Here is a 15,821-nt window from a genome sequence, read left to right as displayed (position 1 = left end):
GTTGTCCTGAGCCCGACGACAGTCGAGCTATGACCGACGTTAGACGGTTTCATGACTTATTCGGGGAAAGATTCGTGTTTTCGGCTTTACCGATGATGCGACCCTTAAGCACCATGAGCCGCTTGTGTCGGCGTTACCGCCCGGCTGCGCGGTCGGCGCGCTCCCGGCCGAGCTGGGCGGAGATAGGCTCGTAGCGGCCCGGATGCCGGTCCGGGCATTGCGGCCAGGTTGCCGCGAAGTATCGAGCCATTGCCATGGAAGCGCTCCCATGCAAGAATCGCTGCACGCGGTTCGGGGAGCCACACCGCGCACGGCAGAGGTCGAGGGCAACCGGTGCACCGGACGACGTCGCCGCCGACCGGTCCGTGCGGGCCGGTGAAGCTCACCACCACCACGCCCGTCCTCCGGGTCGGGCACCCCCCGAGATGTCCCGTTGGCGCCGGGGTCGTCCGTACCCCAGGACGCTCACGCGCCACTTGCCGGTCCCCTCGTGGTGCCGGTCTCGCCCAAGGAGTGCAAAAGGCATGAATCTGTGGAGAAGTCTGTCCGCCCGACGCCGGGCGTTCGCCCTCACCGGGGCGAGCGTGCTGGTCGCGGGCGGGCTGGTGACCCTCCCGGTCACCGCGGCGCAGGCCGCCACCCAGTGCAGCATCGACTACACCACCAACGACTGGTCCGGTGGCTTCACCGCGAACGTCACCATCCGCAACGTGGGTGACCCGATCAGCAACTGGACCCTCGGCTTCACCTTCCCCAACAGCAGCCAGCGGGTGACCCAGGGCTGGTCGGCCAAGTGGTCGCAGAGCGGCCAGAACGTGACCGCCACCAACGAGTCCTACAACGGCTCGCTGGGTCGCGGCGGCAGCACCACCCTCGGCTTCAACGGCTCGTGGAGCGGCAGCAACCCCAAGCCGACCTCGTTCACCCTGAACGGAGTCGTCTGCGGTGGCGTCACGCCCACCACCCCGCCGCCGACCACCACCCCGCCGCCCACCACGCCCCCGCCGACCACGCCTCCGCCCACCACCCCGCCGCCCACGACGCCTCCGCCCACCACGCCCCCGCCGGGGCAGAAGGTGGACAACCCCTACGCCGGGGTCAAGGGCTACGTGAACCCGGAGTGGAAGGCCAAGGCGGACGCCGAGGCCGGTGGCAGCCGGGTCTCCAACAACCCGACCGCCGTGTGGCTGGACCGGATCGCCGCGATCAACGGCACCCCGGACAGCAGCTCCAACGGCGCGATGGGCGTCAAGGACCACCTGGACGCCGCCCTCGCCCAGGGTGCCGGCTACATCCAGTTCGTGATCTACAACCTGCCCGGCCGGGACTGCTCGGCGCTCGCCTCCAACGGTGAGCTGGCCGCCGACGAACTGCCGCGCTACAAGGCGGAGTACATCGACCCGATCGCCGCGATCCAGAGCCAGGCCAAGTACGCCAGCCTGCGGATCATCAACATCATCGAGATCGACTCGCTGCCGAACCTGGTCACCAACACCTCCGGCAACGCCGGTGGCACGGTGCAGTGTGACGTGGTCAAGGCCAACGGCGCGTACGTCAACGGCGTCGGCTACGCCCTGGCGAAGCTGGGCCCGATCGGCAACGTTTACAACTACATCGACGCCGGTCACCACGGCTGGCTGGGTTGGGACACCAACTTCGGCCCGACCGCCGACATCCTGAAGACCGCCGCGGTCGCCTCCGGCAGCAACGTGAACTACGTGCACGGCTTCATCACCAACACGGCGAACTACTCCGCCCTGAAGGAGCCGTACATCAAGATCACCGACTCGGTGAACGGCCAGACCGTCCGCCAGTCCAAGTGGATCGACTGGAACTACTACGTCGACGAGCTGTCGTTCGCCCAGGCGTTCCGCACCAAGCTGATCTCGGTCGGCTTCAACAGCAACATCGGCATGCTGATCGACACCTCCCGTAACGGCTGGGGCGGCACCGCCCGGCCCACCGGCCCGGGCGCGACGACCAGCGTCGACACCTACGTCAACGGTGGCCGTGTCGACCGTCGGTTCCACGCCGGCAACTGGTGCAACCAGGCCGGTGCGGGTCTCGGCGAGCGGCCGAAGGCCAACCCCGAGCCGGGCATCGACGCCTACGTCTGGGTGAAGCCCCCGGGTGAGTCCGACGGCTCCAGCTCCCTCATCCCGAACAACGAGGGCAAGGGCTTCGACCGGATGTGCGACCCGACCTACACCGGTAACGCCCGCAACGGCAACAGCATGAGCGGCGCGCTGCCCAACGCTCCGATCTCCGGCGCCTGGTTCTCCGCGCAGTTCCAGGAGCTCATGAAGAACGCCTACCCGGCGCTCTGACGAACCAGCCCGCCGCGGCTGGAGTGAGGCACTGACGCGGCGGGCGCACCCGGGCCCCCGGTCCGACCGAGAGGTCGGGCCGGGGGCCCACCCGTGTGCCGGGCCGCTGTCGCGCCGGCCTCAGGGGACGGTACGTTCCACCGCGGCCCGACCCATCTCGGCCAGGTCACGCCGGGCCCGCTCCAGGTTCTCCCGGGTCAGGTCCTGCCCGCGCGCCATGACCAGGTCCTCCGGTTCCCAGGGCTGCTCCGCCCCGGTACGGATGTTGTCCCCACCGGCCCCGGTGCCGGTTCCGGTGGCCCCGGTGCCGGCGGCGTACGGGTCACCGATCAGCTCCTCGGTCGCACCCCCGGGCTGGTCACCCGGCGCGACGAACGCCGGATCGGCCGGACCGGCGCCGCCCCGGGAGAACCGCGGCACGGTGGAGTCGTCGTCCACCGCGGCGGCCACCTCGGGGCGCTCCTCCAACGGTCGGTTCGGGTCACGGTCGGTCATGGTGCCGCCCTCCTGTCCCAGACGCTTCCCGCGTCCCGGGTACCCCGTCCGGGCGACCCCATGCCGGGCGGATCAGACCTCCCGGGCCTCCTCGGCGCTGGGCGGCACCACCGGGCGCAGCCACTGCCAGGCCAGCATGAACAGCCCGAAGGCCAGCATCGCCAGCCCGGCCCAGAGGTTGATCCGGACGCCCTGCGCCTTGTCGATCTCGGCAGCCGAGTCGAAGAGACCGACCAGACCGACGATCACCCCGTACACCACGAAGAGGCCACCGATGACCCGGCGGATGTCGAACAGCCGGGCGGCGGCGGACCGCTTGCGTTCGTCCTCGGTCTCGGCGACCTGCGGGTCGTTCGCCCGCTCGCTGTGCTGGTCCACGCCTGCGCCTCCCTCTCGTGACGGACCGGGCTCAGAAGACCGGGATGTAGCCTCAGAAGACCGGGATGTAGAAGAGCACGGCCAGCACCAGCGCGATCGCGCCGAGCAGCACCGGCGACCGCCACCAGACCTGGTCCCCGGCGAGCACGTCGCCCTTCAGGTCGACCCCACCCATCCCGTAGACCAGACCCTGCAACTCCTCGGCCCGCTTGGGGCGGGTCAGCGGGGTGACCACCGCCGCCACCACGGCGACCGTGACGAAGGCGATGCCCGCGCCCCAGAAGCTCTCCTCCAGGTCGGAGTTGAAGTGCACCACGCCTGCCTTGTAGAGCAGGTAGGTCGCCAGCGCGGCCAGGGTGCCCGCCAGCAGCGACCAGAAACCGGCCAGCGCGCTCATCCGCTTCCAGAACATGCCGATGATGAAGGTGGCGAACAGCGGGGCGTTGAACAGGGAGAACAGCGCCTGGATGTAGTTCATGATGTTGCTGAACCCGGCGGCGATGAACGCGGTGCCGATGCCCACCACCACCCCGCCCACGGTGGCGATCCGCCCGATCCGGATGTAGTACTCGTCGGACCGCTCCTTGCGGACGTACGCCTGCCAGATGTCGTAGGTGAAGACGGTGTTGAAGCCGCTGACGTTGGCCGCCATGCCGGCCATGAACGAGGCGACCAGGCCGGTGACCGCGATCCCGAGCACCCCGTTGGGCAGCAGGTCGCGCATGAGCAGCGGAATCGCGTTGTTGTAGACCAGGTCGCCGGACTCGGCCCCCAGTCCCTTGACGGTGACCAGCGCGATCAGGCCCGGGATCACGGTCACCGCCGGGATGACCAGCTTCGGGTACGCGGCGATGATCGGCGTACGCCGGGCGGCGCTCATGTTCTTGGCCGACAGCGCCCGCTGCACCTCGGCGAAGTTGGTGGTCCAGTAGCCGAAGGAGAGCACGAAACCGAGCCCGAACACGATGCCCAGCCAGTGCGCACCGAGCGGGTTCGCGGTGCTGCCGGTGCCCTCCCAGGCGTGCAGCCCGGCCTCGCCCAGCTTCGAGTCGCGCACCGAGTCCATCAGGCCGGACCAGCCGCCCACCTTCACCAGGCCGATGACGGTGATCGGCACCAGCCCGGCGACGATGACGAAGAACTGGAGCACCTCGTTGTAGATCGCGCCGGAGAGCCCGCCGACGGTGATGTACGCCAGCACGATCACCGCGCCGACGATGATCGCCAGCCAGAGCGGCCAGCCGAGCAGCGCCTGCATGATCAGCGCCAGCGCGTACAGGTTGACCCCGGCGATCAGCACCTGGGCGACCGCGAAGCTGATCGCGTTCAGCAGGTGGGTCGGCCGGTTGAACCGCAGCCGCAGGTATTCCGGGACGCTGCGCACCCGGGAGCCGTAGTAGAACGGCATCATCACGATGCCCAGGAAGATCATCGCCGGTACGGCGCCGATCCAGTAGTAGTGGACGGTCATGATGCCGTACTGCGCGCCGTTGGCGGCCATCCCGATGATCTCCAGGGCACCCAGGTTGGCCGAGACGAAGGCCAGACCGGTCACCCAGGCGGGCAGTGAACGCCCGGAGAGGAAGAAGTCGACGCTGGTGCGGATCGCCCGGCGGGCGGCGAAACCGACCCCGAGCACGGTGACGAAGTAGAGCGCGAGGATTCCGTAATCCAGCACGTTCATGTTCAGTCTGAGCCCGGCACCGTCCATCGTCCGCCACCCTCCCGATGCGCCGTCGACGCTCGCCGGGCGCGCTATTACCCCTCCTGCGGGTTTTCATGCCTGACGTCCGGGTCGAATCGGCGGGCAGAGGGTCGACGCCCCGGCCGGGAGTGACCCGGCCGGGGCGTCGACGGAGGTGGAGCACGGGCGGTGGGTGGCCCGGTGCGGTGCCGGCGGGCCGTCCGCGCGGCACTTCAGCGGCGGTACGGCGGCGGTTCAGCGGCCCAGCACGCGGTCCAGGAAGTCGCGGTACCGCCGGACGGCCACCCGGAGCTGCTCGGTGTCGGCCTCGTCGGCGCCCTGCCAGCCGCCCAGCTTCTCCTTCTGCGCGGCGAGCGCCTCGGACAGGGCCGCGATCGCCTCCTCGACGAGCGACTGCGCCTCGCCGGCCGCGCCCCGGGGGTCGTCGACGAACCGGAGCTGCACGTCGCGCCACCGGTCCCGGAAGCCCTGCGCGGCGTCCGCCTCGAACAGGGTCGCCGCGTCGCTTGGCACGTTCGCGCCCGTCGACCGTTCGGCGTCGGCACCGGCCGCCGCAGCGGCGGCACCGGTCGCACCGGCCGTGCCGGCCGCGACGACGCCGGCCGCCGTCGACCCGTCGCCGTCGGCCGTCGCGTCCGGGTCGACCATCGCCGGGGTGGCGCTGCCGTAGCCGGCGGCGTCGGTCACCGGGGCCGGCCGGTCGGCGTCCCGGTCCGGATCGGTGGCGTCGACGTCACCGGCGTTGACGTCACCGGCGTCGATGTCGTCGGTGCCGGTGCGGTGGTCGTCGGAGGTGCGGTCGGCCGACCAGCGGTCCCGGTCGTGGATCCGGTCCGCCCCGGTCGGGTCGGCGCGCTCGTCGTCGAACGGCCCGGTCCGCCCCGGCGCCCCGTCACCGGGCGCGGCGAGATCCTCGTCGCGGGCGTCCCGCTCGTCCTGCGGCCGTCCGCCGGCCAGCGCCGACGCGGCCACCGCGTCGCCCACGCTGGTCGCCCCGAAGGCGGTGGGCAGCGGCGCGGGCTCGTGGAACTCCGGCCGCCGGTCCCCGTCCGGGTCGGTGCCGGCCGGCGTCTCCCGGTCGGCGTCGTCACGGGAGCGCGGGCGGCCGAGGGGCAAGCCGTCGTCGTTCCGTGGGCCGTAGTAGCCGTCGTGGTTGTCGAAGCCGTCCCGGTCGTCGAAGCCGTCGCCGTCGATGCCGTCGTCGTCGTGGTCGATGGCGGCCCGGTCGTCGACGCCGTCGCGGTCCCGGTCGTCGCGGGCCGTGGCGTGCCGGCCGACGGGGTCGGCGTCCACCGCATCCGGCGGCGGCACCGCCACCGGGGTGGACCGGACGACCTCGGGGTGGTCGGTGGTCGACTGCTGCTCGTCCTGGCGCATGGCGGTGTCTCCTCAGCGGGTGGTGGCGTCCTGCGGGCTGTCCGGGTGCTGCTGCTCCGGGAGGCGGTGTCCGACCGGCTCCTCGCCGAGCAGGTCGGCGACGAGGGCGCGGTAGTGGACGACGGCCTGCCGGAGATCCTCGGTGCCGGCCTCGCCACGCTCGTTGCGCAGCCGGATCTCGTGCGCCTCCCGGTAGTGGGTCAGGGTGCGGGCGTGTTCCACCGACAGGTGCGCGGCCTGCTCGGCGAACTCCCCGGTCGGGTAGCCCCGGTCGGCGATCAGGCGGCTGACCAGCTCGTCGGCGTCACCGACGGCCTCGGCCGGCGAGTCGACGAAGCGGACCTGGAGTTCCTCCCAGGCGGCGGCGTACCGGGCCCGGTCGGTCGGGCTGAGCGGGGTGAGCGTCAACTCCGCGTGGCGGCGCTCCCGCTCGCGCAGTTCCCGCTCGGCGGCGCTACGGCTGTCCTGCTCCGCGACCACCCGGTCGTACTCCGGGCCGAACCGGGACCGCAGGGCGCGTCGGCGGTTGGCCACCACGGCCACGGCGACCAGCGCCGCCACCACCAGTACGGCGAGAACCAGTAGGACTATCTGCGTGGGCGACATGGCTCCTCCTTCGCCCTGCGGTATTCCCTCCCCGCACTGATCACCAATCCCGATCCGGCGAATTTCCTCCGCCCACGCCGATCCCGACCGGGACGAAGTGGCCACGACGTACGTCCGGGGGCCGATCGGGTGGAAATCCGATCACATTTTTCCATCGGTCCCGCCGGCCGGCGCGGGGTCGGCGCGGGCCCCCGGCGGCCACCGCCGATGCCTGATCAACCCGGTTGCGGCCAGGTCGGACGCCGGTCGGCCGGGACGGCCCGTCGGGTGGCGGGGCGGCGACGCAGCGGTGACGCCGGGAGACGCACGGTAGTGCTGGGCGTCAGGATTACGTATCCTGCCCAAGGTGCCGCGCCGGTGCCCGGCATCGATGCCGGAACCGCCCGGTCGGTGCCGGCGCCGCCGCCGACACTCCCGCCCGGGCGAGGACTCATGGACACCCGCGACTGGCCGATCCGCGCCAAGCTGACCGCCCTGGTCGTCACCCCGGTGGCCGCCCTCCTGGCGCTCTGGATCTTCGCCACGACGTTGACCTTCGGGCCGGCGCTCGACCTGCTCGCCGCCCGGACCCTGCTTGCGGACTTCGGTCGACCCGGCGAACGGGTGGTGGCCGAGCTGCAACGGGAGCGCCGGGCCTCGGTGATCCAACTGGCCGGCACCGGCACCCTGCCCGCCCTCGCCGACCAGCGGCGACGCACCGACGAGGCGATCGTCGAGCTGCGCCGGTCGATGGACGGCGACGCGCTGCGGGACGCCGCCGGTGACCTGCTCAACGCCCGGCTCGACGCGCTCGGCGCCGCCCTGGAGGCGTTGCCGGCCGGCCGGGGGTTCATCGACCGCCGGCAGGTCGACCGGGCCGGCGCCATCGGCCTGTACAGCGGCATGATCTCCTCGGCCTTCCAGGCGTTCGCCGCGACGGCGGCGCTGCCCGACGCCGAGTTGAACCGTCAGGCGCTCGCCCTGACCGCGGTCGGCCGCTCCCGCGAACTGCTCGGCCAGACCGACGCGATCCTCGCCGGTGCGTTCGTCGCCGGCCGGTTCACCGAGGGCGAGCACCTGCGGCTGGTGCAGACCATCGCCAACGAACGGTTCCTCGCCGAGTCGGCGGTGGCCGACCTGCCGGCCGCCGACCGGGCCGCCTACCAGCGGCTGGTGGAGGGGGAGGTGTTCGTCCGGCTCCGCACCATGCAGGAGCAGCTGCTCAGCGCCGGGCCGTCCGGCCTCCCGCCGATCGACCCGCGTACCTGGCAGGTCAGCCAGGAGGCCGTCCAGCAGGAGCTGCGCGACTTCGAACTCAGCCAGGCCGACGGGCTGGCCGAACGGTCCGTGCCGGTCGCCGTCACGATCCTGCTGCGTCTCGGCGTCGCCGGGGTGCTGGGCCTCGTCGCGATCGGGGTGTCGCTGCTGGTCGCCGTCCGGGTCGGGCGGACGCTGGCCCGCCGGTTGTCCGCCGTCCGCAACGCGGCGCTGGAACTGGCCGGGCACCGGCTGCCCGACGTGGTGGCCCGGCTGCGCCGGGGCGAGCAGGTCGACGTGGCCCGGGAGGCCCCGCCGCTGTCCTACGGCGCGGACGAGATCGGTGACGTCGGCCGGGCGTTCACCGAGGTCAGCCGGGTGGCGGTGCGCTCGGCGATCGACGAGGTGACGCTGCGTCGGGGGTTGAACGAGGTCTTCCTCAACCTCGCCCGGCGCAGCCAGGGCCTGGTGCACCGGCAGCTCGCCGTGCTCGACCGGATGGAGCGCCGCGCCGAGGACCCGGACGAGCTGGCCGAGCTGTTCCGCGTCGACCACCTGGCGACCCGGCTGCGCCGGCACGCCGAGGACCTGGTCATCCTGGCCGGGGCGGCGCCGGGCCGGGGCTGGCGGCAGCCGGTCGCCCTGCTGGACGTGCTGCGCGGCGCGATCTCCGAGGTCGAGGCGTACGACCGGGTGGACATCGGCCGGGTCGAGCCGGCCGGGCTGCTCGGCCGGGCCGTCGCCGACGTCATCCACCTGCTCGCCGAGCTGATCGAGAACGCGACCGCCTTCTCCCCGCCGGAGCGCCGGGTCGAGGTGACCGGAGCGCCGGTCGTCGACGGCTACCTCGTCGAGATCACCGACCACGGGCTCGGGATGACGCCGCAGGCGGTGGAGGACGCCAACCGGCGGCTGGCCACCCCGCCCGAGTTCGACCCGGCCGACAGCGCCCGGCTCGGCCTGTTCGTGGTCTCCCGGCTGGCCGCCCGGCACGGTGTCCGGGTCACCCTGCGGGCCGGGACGCCGGTCGGGCTCACCGCGCTGGTGAGCCTCCCTGCCGACCTGATCACCGAGGAGCCGCCGATCGCCCCGCCCACCCGGGACCGTCCGGCGGCGTCGGTGACCCGGCTGACCACCCTGCCCCGGCCGCGGAACACCCGGACCACCCGGGAGCGACCGGACCAGACGGTGCTGCCGTTCGCGCCGGCCCGTACCTCGTCGGTGGAGGCCGCCGCCGACGGCGACGGCCTGCCCCGCCGGGTCCGCCGCCGGGGCCCGGTGGCCCGCCCCCCGCGCCCGCCGGCCGGCCCCGACACGTCCACCACCCGCTCCCCCGAGGAGGTGCGGCGGCAGATGTCGGCCCTGCAGGCCGGCACCGCCCGGGGGCGGCTGGACAGCAGCGGCGTCCATCCGGTCCCGCCGGCCCGACCCGCCCCGACCGCGGGCGGCGACCCGGGGCGGTCCGACGCCGGGACATCCCCGTCGCCGGCCGGCCCGGTGGCGACGCCCGATCCGACCGCGACTGAGAGGGACGCCTAGTGGTGCACACGACACGGCAGAACGCCGATCTCGGCTGGTTGCTCGACGAACTGGTGGAGCGGGTGCCGGCGGCCCAGCAGGCGGTGGTCCTCTCCGCCGACGGCCTGCTGCTCGGTGCCTCCGCCGGGCTGGACCGGGCCGACGCCGAACACCTCTGCGCGCTGGCCTCGGGCTTCTCCAGCCTGGCCAAGGGGGCCAGCCGGCAGTTGGCCGCCGGTGGCGTCCGGCAGACGGTGGTGGAGATGGAGGAGGCGTACCTCTTCGTTACCGCCGCCGGGCAGGGCGCCTGCCTGGCGGTGGCCTGCGCGGCGGACGCCGACATCGGCCTGGTGGCCTACGAGATGGCGATGCTGGTCGTCCGGGTCGGCGAGAACCTGACCGCGCCGGCCAGGGCGGCGGCGGGGATCGCCGATGCGGGCTGAGCAGCCGGGTCACCAGCACGAGTGGTTGGACGGCGCGGCCGGTCCGGTGGTGCGCCCGTACACCCTGACCGGTGGCCGGGTGCGGCCGGCCGTCGGCGGCTTCGACCTGGTGGCCTACGTGCTGGCCACGGCGGGCGTCGACCCGTACGGCCAGCCGGGGCTGCAACCCGAGCACCGTCGGCTGGTGGAGTGCGCCCGGCAGCCGGTGGCGGTGGTGGATCTCGCCGCCGACCTGGATCTCGCCCTCGGGGTGGTCCAGGTGCTCCTCGGTGACCTGCTCGCCCGTGGGCTGGTCACCGTGCACGAACCGCCGGCCGCCGCCGGCCTTCCCGACGACGACATTCTCAAGGCGGTGGTCAGTGGACTACGTGCGCTCTGATCGCGACTCCTCAGCGGACCGGCTGCCGCTGGCTCTCAAGATCCTCATTGCCGGTGGCTTCGGCGCCGGCAAGACGACGTTGGTGAGCGCGCTCAGCGAGGTCCGCCCGTTGCAGACCGAGGAGGTGCTGACCGACGCCGGCGTCGGCACCGACGACCTGTCCGGGGTGGAGGGGAAGTCGACCACCACGGTGGCGATGGACTTCGGCCGGATCACCATCACCGACGATCTCCAGGTCTACCTGTTCGGCACCCCCGGGCAGGACCGGTTCTGGTTCCTCTGGGACGAGTTGGCCTTCGGCGCGCTCGGCGCGGTGGTGCTGGCCGACACCCGCCGGCTGGCCGACTGCTTCCCGTCGATCGACTACTTCGAGCAGCGTGGCATCCCGTTCGTGGTGGGGGTCAACTGTTTCGAGGACACCCGCCGGTTCGGCGTCGACGCGGTGCGGCAGGCGTTGGACATCGAGCCGGAGGTGCCGGTGATGCTCTGCGACGCCCGGGACCGGCAGTCCGGCAAGCTGGTGCTGATCTCGCTGGTCGAGCACGTGGCCCGGCAGCGCGGCGAACCGGTCCCGGTAGGCTGACCGGCCCGCACCCCTGCCGGGCCGAGGAAAACCGGGAAACCGGGGATGCCGGCGGCGGATCGGGGGAAGCCTGGGAGCGACGGCGGGATTCGGCGGAGGGGTGGTTCGGTGACGGGGACGATCGTCCACATCGGCGGTTACACGGCGGACACGGGCGGGCGCGGGGAGGGCATCGTCGCCGCCCGGCGGGACCCGGAGTCGGGGGAACTGACCCCGCTCGGCACGGTCGCGGTGACCCCGGCGCCGTCCTTCCTCGTCCGGCACCCGTCCCGGCCGGTGCTCTACGCGGTCAACGAGCTGCCCGAGGGGCAGGTGAGCGCGTTCGCGGTCGGTCCCGACGGCGGGCTGACCCCGCTGGGGGTCCGGTCGACCGGCGGTGCCGAGCCGGCGCACCTGGCGGTCGCCCCGGACGGTGGGCACCTCTTCGTGGCCAACTACGGCGGGGGCAGCGTCGCCGTGCTGCCGCTGGACGGGCAGGGGGTGCCCGGGGAACGTACCGACCTGGTGGTCCACCAGGGGCACGGTCCGGACCCGCAGCGGCAGGAGCAGGCGCACTGTCACATGGTGTCGCCCGATCCCGGCACCGGCCCGCTGCTCGCCGTCGACCTGGGCACCGACTCGGTCTACCGGTACGACCTGGACGCCGCGACCGGCCGGCTGACCCCCCGAGCGCCCCGGGTGCACGCGGTCGCGGGCACCGGCCCCCGGCACCTGGCCCGGCATCCCGACGGGCGGCGGTGCTGGCTCGCCGGTGAGCTGGACGCGACGGTGACCGCCTACGAGCTGACCGCCGACGGGGCGCTGCACCAGCGGGGCCGGGTGGACGCCAGCGGGCGGGCCGGTCACGTCCAGCCGTCGGAGATCACGGTGGGCCCGGACGGCCGCTTCCTCTACCTGGGCAACCGGGGGGTCGGCACGGTGGCGGTCTTCGCCCTCGACGGGGAGTTGCCCCGGCTGGTCGACGAGGTCGACACCGGCGGGGAGTGGCCCCGGCACTTCGCGTTCGCCGGCCGGCACCTGTACGTCGCCGACGAGCGGGCCGACATGATCCGGGTGTTTTGGGTCGACCCCGAGTCGGGCGTGCCGTCGCCGGTGGGCGAGCCGGTGCCCACCGGCAGTCCGACCTGCGTACTGCCCTGACACACGTCCGTCCGGGGTGGATCGGTGCCACGTCACGAGACGATTTAGTTACTCAGGGTACCGAAATAGTGATCAACTGTTTCTCCTGCGTAACTTTCGTCCGAACGGTCATGGCAGAAAGCGAACGAGATACGCAAGATGGTCAGCGTGTCTGGCCGCCATCGCATGCGTTCAAGTATCCGTGGAGCGGGCGCCGCCCTGGCGGCGACCGCGCTCGTCGTCGTGGTCGGCGGCTCCTGGGTCGGTTACCAGCAGTTGGCCGGACCGTCCTGCTCGGGGGAGATCCAGCTCGCCGTGGCCGCCGCGCCCGAGGTCGCGCCGGCCGTCGAGGCGGCGGCGGCCCAGTGGACGACGGACGGGGCGGCGGTCGGTGGCACCTGCATCAAGGTGAACGTCACCGCCTCCGAACCGGTGGAGGTGGCCGCCGCGGTGGCCAGCAAGCACGGGGCCAGCCTCGCCGGGGTGGGACAGGCCAGCGGCACCGCGGTCACCCCCGACGTGTGGATTCCGGACTCGTCGACCTGGCTGCTGCGCCTCAAGAGCGGCGGCGCCACCGCGTTCGCCCCCGGCAACGGCGCCTCGATCGCCCGCAGTCCCATCGTGGTGGCCATGCCGCAGCCGGTGGCCAGCACCAAGTTCGGCTGGCCGGAGAAGAAGCTCACCTGGAACGACATGCTGCGCGCCGTACGCGGCGACAAGCCGCTGCGGGCCGGCATCGTCGAGCCGACCCAGGACGCCGCCGGGCTCTCCGGCCTGCTCTCCCTGACCGCCGCGGCCAGCGGCGGGGGCGGCGACGCGCAGCAGGCGACCACTGCCGCCCTGCGGGCGCTGGCCACCGGCCGCTCGGCGCTGCGGCAGGACCTGCTGGCCCGGTTCCCGCGCTCCAACGACCCGACCTCCATCGCCAGCGCGCTCGGTGCCGCCGCGCTGTCGGAGGAGGATGTCATCGCCTACAACAACACCAAGCCGCCGATCCCGCTGGCCGCGCTCTACCTGGAGCCGTCGCCGATGCCGCTGGACTACCCGTACGCGGTGCTCCCCGGGATCGACCAGGCCAAGGCGTCGGCCGCGAAGGTGCTCTTCGAGCTGCTCACCACGCAGGGCTTCAAGAACCGGCTGGCCGTGCAGTCGCTGCGCGCGCCGGACGGCAACTGGGGCGAGGGCTTCAAGGCGCCGCAGGGCGCGCCGAGCCCGGCCGGCGGCGGTACGGCCGTGCCCCCGTCCGGGGGGACCGCCGCCGGTGGCCTGGACCCGGTGGCCATAGACCGTGCGGTCTCCGGCTGGTCGATCGCCACCCAGTCCGGGCGGATGCTCTGCGTCATCGACGTCTCCGGCTCGATGAAGGCCCCCGTCCCGTCGGCCAACAACGCCAGCCGGGAGCAGGTGACCGTGGCGGCGGCCAGCCGGGGCCTGAACCTCTTCGACGACTCCTGGTCGATCGGGCTGTGGACCTTCTCCACCGAGCTGGTCGGCTCGCGGGACTGGCGGGAGATCGAGCCGATCAGCCCGCTGTCCGGCAACCGGGGCAAGCTGGAGCAGGGGCTCGCCGGCATCCGCCCGTCCAGCGGCGACACCGGCCTGTACGACACCATGCTGGCGGCGTACAAGACCGTCCAGGACGGTTGGGAACCCGGCCGGGTCAACTCGGTGGTGCTGTTCACCGACGGCAAGAACGAGGACAAGAACGGCATCTCGCAGAGCGCGCTGATCAGCCGGCTCAAGCAGCTCAACGACCCGGAGCGCCCGGTGCAGGTGGTCATCATCGGCATCGGCAGCGAGGTCTCCAAGGCCGAACTCCAGTCCATCACCAACGTCACCGGTGGCGGCGCCTTCGTCACCGAGGACCCGTCCAAGATCGGTGACATCTTCCTGAAGGCCATCGCGTTGCGTCCGAACGCACCGCGCTGAGCCCTCGCACAGTGCACATGGGCCACTGCATTCGGTGAGAAATGGTGTGGTGGTGGGATTTCTCCGCCTCGGCGGCAAGGGAAAACTGACAGTAATGCGTCCGAAGCAATAGGTGAGCATCATTGTGGGGCAGGATGTCGGGAGTGCTCCGCGGCCGGCCCACGGGGATGACCGCCGGTGCCGGAGCCGACAAGTGTGATGTGGGGGAGGTTGGGTGACCTCGGCGACACTGTCCACGCCCGTCCGTACCTCGCCGTCGGCACCCGGTGCCCGGCCGGCGGGTACCCGATCCCGGTCCAGCCAGCGGGGCTACGTGCGGACGCTCGTGGTGCTGGACACCGCCGTGCTGTCGCTGGCGGTCCTGGCCGGCTACGCCACCCGCTTCGGTGACGCCGTGCCGCGCGGGTCGGAGATCCCGTACGTGGTGGTGGCGCCGGCCCTCGTGCTGGTCTGGCTGGTCTCGCTCAAGGCGCTGCGCTGCTACGACGACCGGGTGCTCGGCTACGGCGCGGACGAGTACCGGCGGGTCAGCGGGGCGAGCCTGCGCCTGGCCGGTGGGATCGCGATCGCCGGCTACATCTTCGACGTCGGGGTGTCCCGGGGCTTCCTCGGCATCTCCTTCGCCGTCGGCACCGTCGGGCTGGTGGCCACCCGGTTCGCCGCCCGCAAGGCACTGCACCGGGCCCGCTGCCGGGGCGACGGCTGGTCCCGCCGGGTGCTCGTCGTCGGGGACACCGCGCACGTGCTGGAGCTGGTGCACACCCTGCGCCGGGAGCCGTACGCCGGCTACCACGTGGTCGGCGCGTGCATCCCCGACGCGCTGCTCGCCCCCGTGCCGCAGCGGCTCAGCGACGTGCCGGTGGTGGGTTCGCTGCGGGGCATCCCCGAGGCGGCCGCCGCGATCGGCGCGGACACCGTCGCGGTCACCGCGTCCGGCGAGCTGACCGCGACCCGGCTGCGCCGGCTGGGCTGGCAGTTGGAGGGCACCGGGATCGACCTGGTCGTCGCCCCCGCCCTCACCGACGTCGCCGGCCCGCGCATCCACACCCGCCCGGTGGCCGGCCTGCCGCTGATCCACGTCGAGGCACCGGAGTTCCGGGGGGCCCGCAAGCTGGTCAAGGAGTTCGTCGACCGGTCCGCCGCCGCGGTGGCGCTGGCACTGCTGCTGCCCCTGGTGGCGCTGATCGCGCTGGCCGTCCGGCTGGACAGCCGGGGGCCGGTGCTGTTCCGGCAGACCCGGGTCGGGCAGGGCGGCCGGGAGTTCGGGGTGCTGAAGTTCCGCACCATGGTGGTCAACGCCGACGCGCTGCTGGCCGAGCTGGTCGCCCGCAACGAGACCAACGGGCTGATGTTCAAAATGCGCGACGACCCCCGGGTCACCCGGATCGGGCGGCTGCTGCGCAAGTGGTCGCTCGACGAACTACCCCAGCTGGTCAACGTGCTGCTCGGCCAGATGAGCCTGGTCGGCCCCCGCCCGCCGTTGCCGTCCGAGGTGGCCCGCTACGACGGTGACGTGGCCCGCCGGCTGCTGGTCAAGCCGGGCATGACCGGACTCTGGCAGGTCAGCGGCCGGTCCGACCTGAGCTGGGAGGACGGCATCCGGCTGGACCTCTACTACGTGGAGAACTGGTCGCTCGCCGCCGACCTGACCATCCTGTGGAAGACCTTCGGCGCGGTGCTGCGCGGACGCGGAGCCTACTGACCGCCGGCCCGGCGGCGTACCCGC

Annotated in this window: 13 protein-coding genes; 8 read left to right on the top strand and 5 right to left on the bottom strand. The window is 72.7% G+C overall.

What is annotated here, in order from left to right; translation table 11 throughout:
- The first annotated feature begins 524 nt into the window (after positions 1–524).
- Positions 525–2,327, top strand: coding sequence for a glycoside hydrolase family 6 protein (locus tag B5D80_RS05900; protein ID WP_088642753.1), 1,803 nt, complete (start codon positions 525–527; stop codon positions 2,325–2,327).
- A gap of 120 nt (positions 2,328–2,447) precedes the next feature.
- On the opposite strand, the gene B5D80_RS05895 is transcribed toward B5D80_RS05900, so the two are convergent.
- The 5 genes from B5D80_RS05895 to B5D80_RS05875 all read right to left on the bottom strand — a co-directional run bounded on the left by B5D80_RS05895 (position 2,448) and on the right by B5D80_RS05875 (position 6,888).
- Positions 2,448–2,822, bottom strand: a complete 375-nt coding sequence (locus tag B5D80_RS05895; protein ID WP_088642752.1) for a hypothetical protein — start codon at positions 2,820–2,822, stop codon at positions 2,448–2,450.
- Between the two features lie 72 nt (positions 2,823–2,894).
- Positions 2,895–3,200: a hypothetical protein gene (locus B5D80_RS05890; protein ID WP_088642751.1), complete on the bottom strand. Its 306-nt coding sequence runs from the start codon at positions 3,198–3,200 to the stop codon at positions 2,895–2,897.
- A 52-nt stretch (positions 3,201–3,252) separates the two neighbouring features.
- Positions 3,253–4,911, bottom strand: coding sequence for a sodium:solute symporter family protein (locus B5D80_RS05885; protein ID WP_088642750.1), 1,659 nt, complete (start codon positions 4,909–4,911; stop codon positions 3,253–3,255).
- Positions 4,912–5,139: 228 nt separating this feature from the next.
- A complete protein-coding gene (locus B5D80_RS35060; RefSeq protein ID WP_088642749.1) occupies positions 5,140–6,282 on the bottom strand; it encodes a hypothetical protein in 1,143 nt (380 codons plus the stop codon).
- A gap of 12 nt (positions 6,283–6,294) precedes the next feature.
- Positions 6,295–6,888 carry a hypothetical protein gene (locus tag B5D80_RS05875; protein WP_088642748.1) on the bottom strand — a complete coding sequence of 198 codons (594 nt, stop codon included), beginning with the start codon at positions 6,886–6,888 and terminating at the stop codon, positions 6,295–6,297.
- Positions 6,889–7,320: 432 nt separating this feature from the next.
- On the opposite strand from B5D80_RS05875, the gene B5D80_RS05870 reads away from it, so the two are divergent.
- The 7 genes from B5D80_RS05870 to B5D80_RS05840 all read left to right on the top strand — a co-directional run bounded on the left by B5D80_RS05870 (position 7,321) and on the right by B5D80_RS05840 (position 15,797).
- The gene (locus tag B5D80_RS05870; protein ID WP_088642747.1) at positions 7,321–9,663 is read left to right on the top strand and encodes a sensor histidine kinase; all 2,343 of its coding nucleotides are present in this window, start codon (positions 7,321–7,323) and stop codon (positions 9,661–9,663) included.
- Positions 9,663–10,085 carry a roadblock/LC7 domain-containing protein gene (locus tag B5D80_RS05865; RefSeq protein ID WP_088642746.1) on the top strand — a complete coding sequence of 141 codons (423 nt, stop codon included), beginning with the start codon at positions 9,663–9,665 and terminating at the stop codon, positions 10,083–10,085. The genes B5D80_RS05870 and B5D80_RS05865 overlap by 1 nt, the downstream gene beginning before the upstream one ends.
- Positions 10,075–10,464, top strand: coding sequence for a DUF742 domain-containing protein (locus B5D80_RS05860; protein WP_088642745.1), 390 nt, complete (start codon positions 10,075–10,077; stop codon positions 10,462–10,464). Before B5D80_RS05865 ends, B5D80_RS05860 begins: the two co-directional genes overlap by 11 nt.
- Complete coding sequence (locus B5D80_RS05855) at positions 10,445–11,047, top strand: GTP-binding protein (RefSeq protein ID WP_088642744.1); 603 nt, start codon at positions 10,445–10,447, stop codon at positions 11,045–11,047. The genes B5D80_RS05860 and B5D80_RS05855 overlap by 20 nt, the downstream gene beginning before the upstream one ends.
- A 45-nt stretch (positions 11,048–11,092) precedes the next feature.
- Positions 11,093–12,187 (top strand): lactonase family protein, encoded by a 1,095-nt coding sequence (locus B5D80_RS05850; protein ID WP_088642743.1) that lies wholly within the window; start codon positions 11,093–11,095, stop codon positions 12,185–12,187.
- Positions 12,188–12,352: 165 nt separating this feature from the next.
- Positions 12,353–14,095: a substrate-binding domain-containing protein gene (locus tag B5D80_RS05845; protein WP_088642742.1), complete on the top strand. Its 1,743-nt coding sequence runs from the start codon at positions 12,353–12,355 to the stop codon at positions 14,093–14,095.
- Positions 14,096–14,309: 214 nt separating this feature from the next.
- Positions 14,310–15,797: a sugar transferase gene (locus tag B5D80_RS05840; RefSeq protein ID WP_088642741.1), complete on the top strand. Its 1,488-nt coding sequence runs from the start codon at positions 14,310–14,312 to the stop codon at positions 15,795–15,797.
- Positions 15,798–15,821 lie beyond the last annotated feature (24 nt).

This window comes from Micromonospora wenchangensis (assembly GCF_002210435.1).
Lineage (GTDB): Bacteria > Actinomycetota > Actinomycetes > Mycobacteriales > Micromonosporaceae > Micromonospora > Micromonospora wenchangensis.
Note: the sequence above shows the minus strand (reverse complement) of the source record. Positions and strands in the feature narration are given on the sequence as shown.

Coding starts and splice junctions, on each gene's coding strand:
- B5D80_RS05900 (WP_088642753.1), top strand. CDS start 525: ATGAATCTGTGGAGAAGTCTGTCCGCCCGACGCCGGGCGTTCGCCCTC.
- B5D80_RS05895 (WP_088642752.1), bottom strand. CDS start 2,822: ATGACCGACCGTGACCCGAACCGACCGTTGGAGGAGCGCCCCGAGGTG.
- B5D80_RS05885 (WP_088642750.1), bottom strand. CDS start 4,911: ATGGACGGTGCCGGGCTCAGACTGAACATGAACGTGCTGGATTACGGA.
- B5D80_RS35060 (WP_088642749.1), bottom strand. CDS start 6,282: ATGCGCCAGGACGAGCAGCAGTCGACCACCGACCACCCCGAGGTCGTC.
- B5D80_RS05875 (WP_088642748.1), bottom strand. CDS start 6,888: ATGTCGCCCACGCAGATAGTCCTACTGGTTCTCGCCGTACTGGTGGTG.
- B5D80_RS05870 (WP_088642747.1), top strand. CDS start 7,321: ATGGACACCCGCGACTGGCCGATCCGCGCCAAGCTGACCGCCCTGGTC.
- B5D80_RS05860 (WP_088642745.1), top strand. CDS start 10,075: ATGCGGGCTGAGCAGCCGGGTCACCAGCACGAGTGGTTGGACGGCGCG.
- B5D80_RS05850 (WP_088642743.1), top strand. CDS start 11,093: ATGCCGGCGGCGGATCGGGGGAAGCCTGGGAGCGACGGCGGGATTCGG.
- B5D80_RS05845 (WP_088642742.1), top strand. CDS start 12,353: ATGCGTTCAAGTATCCGTGGAGCGGGCGCCGCCCTGGCGGCGACCGCG.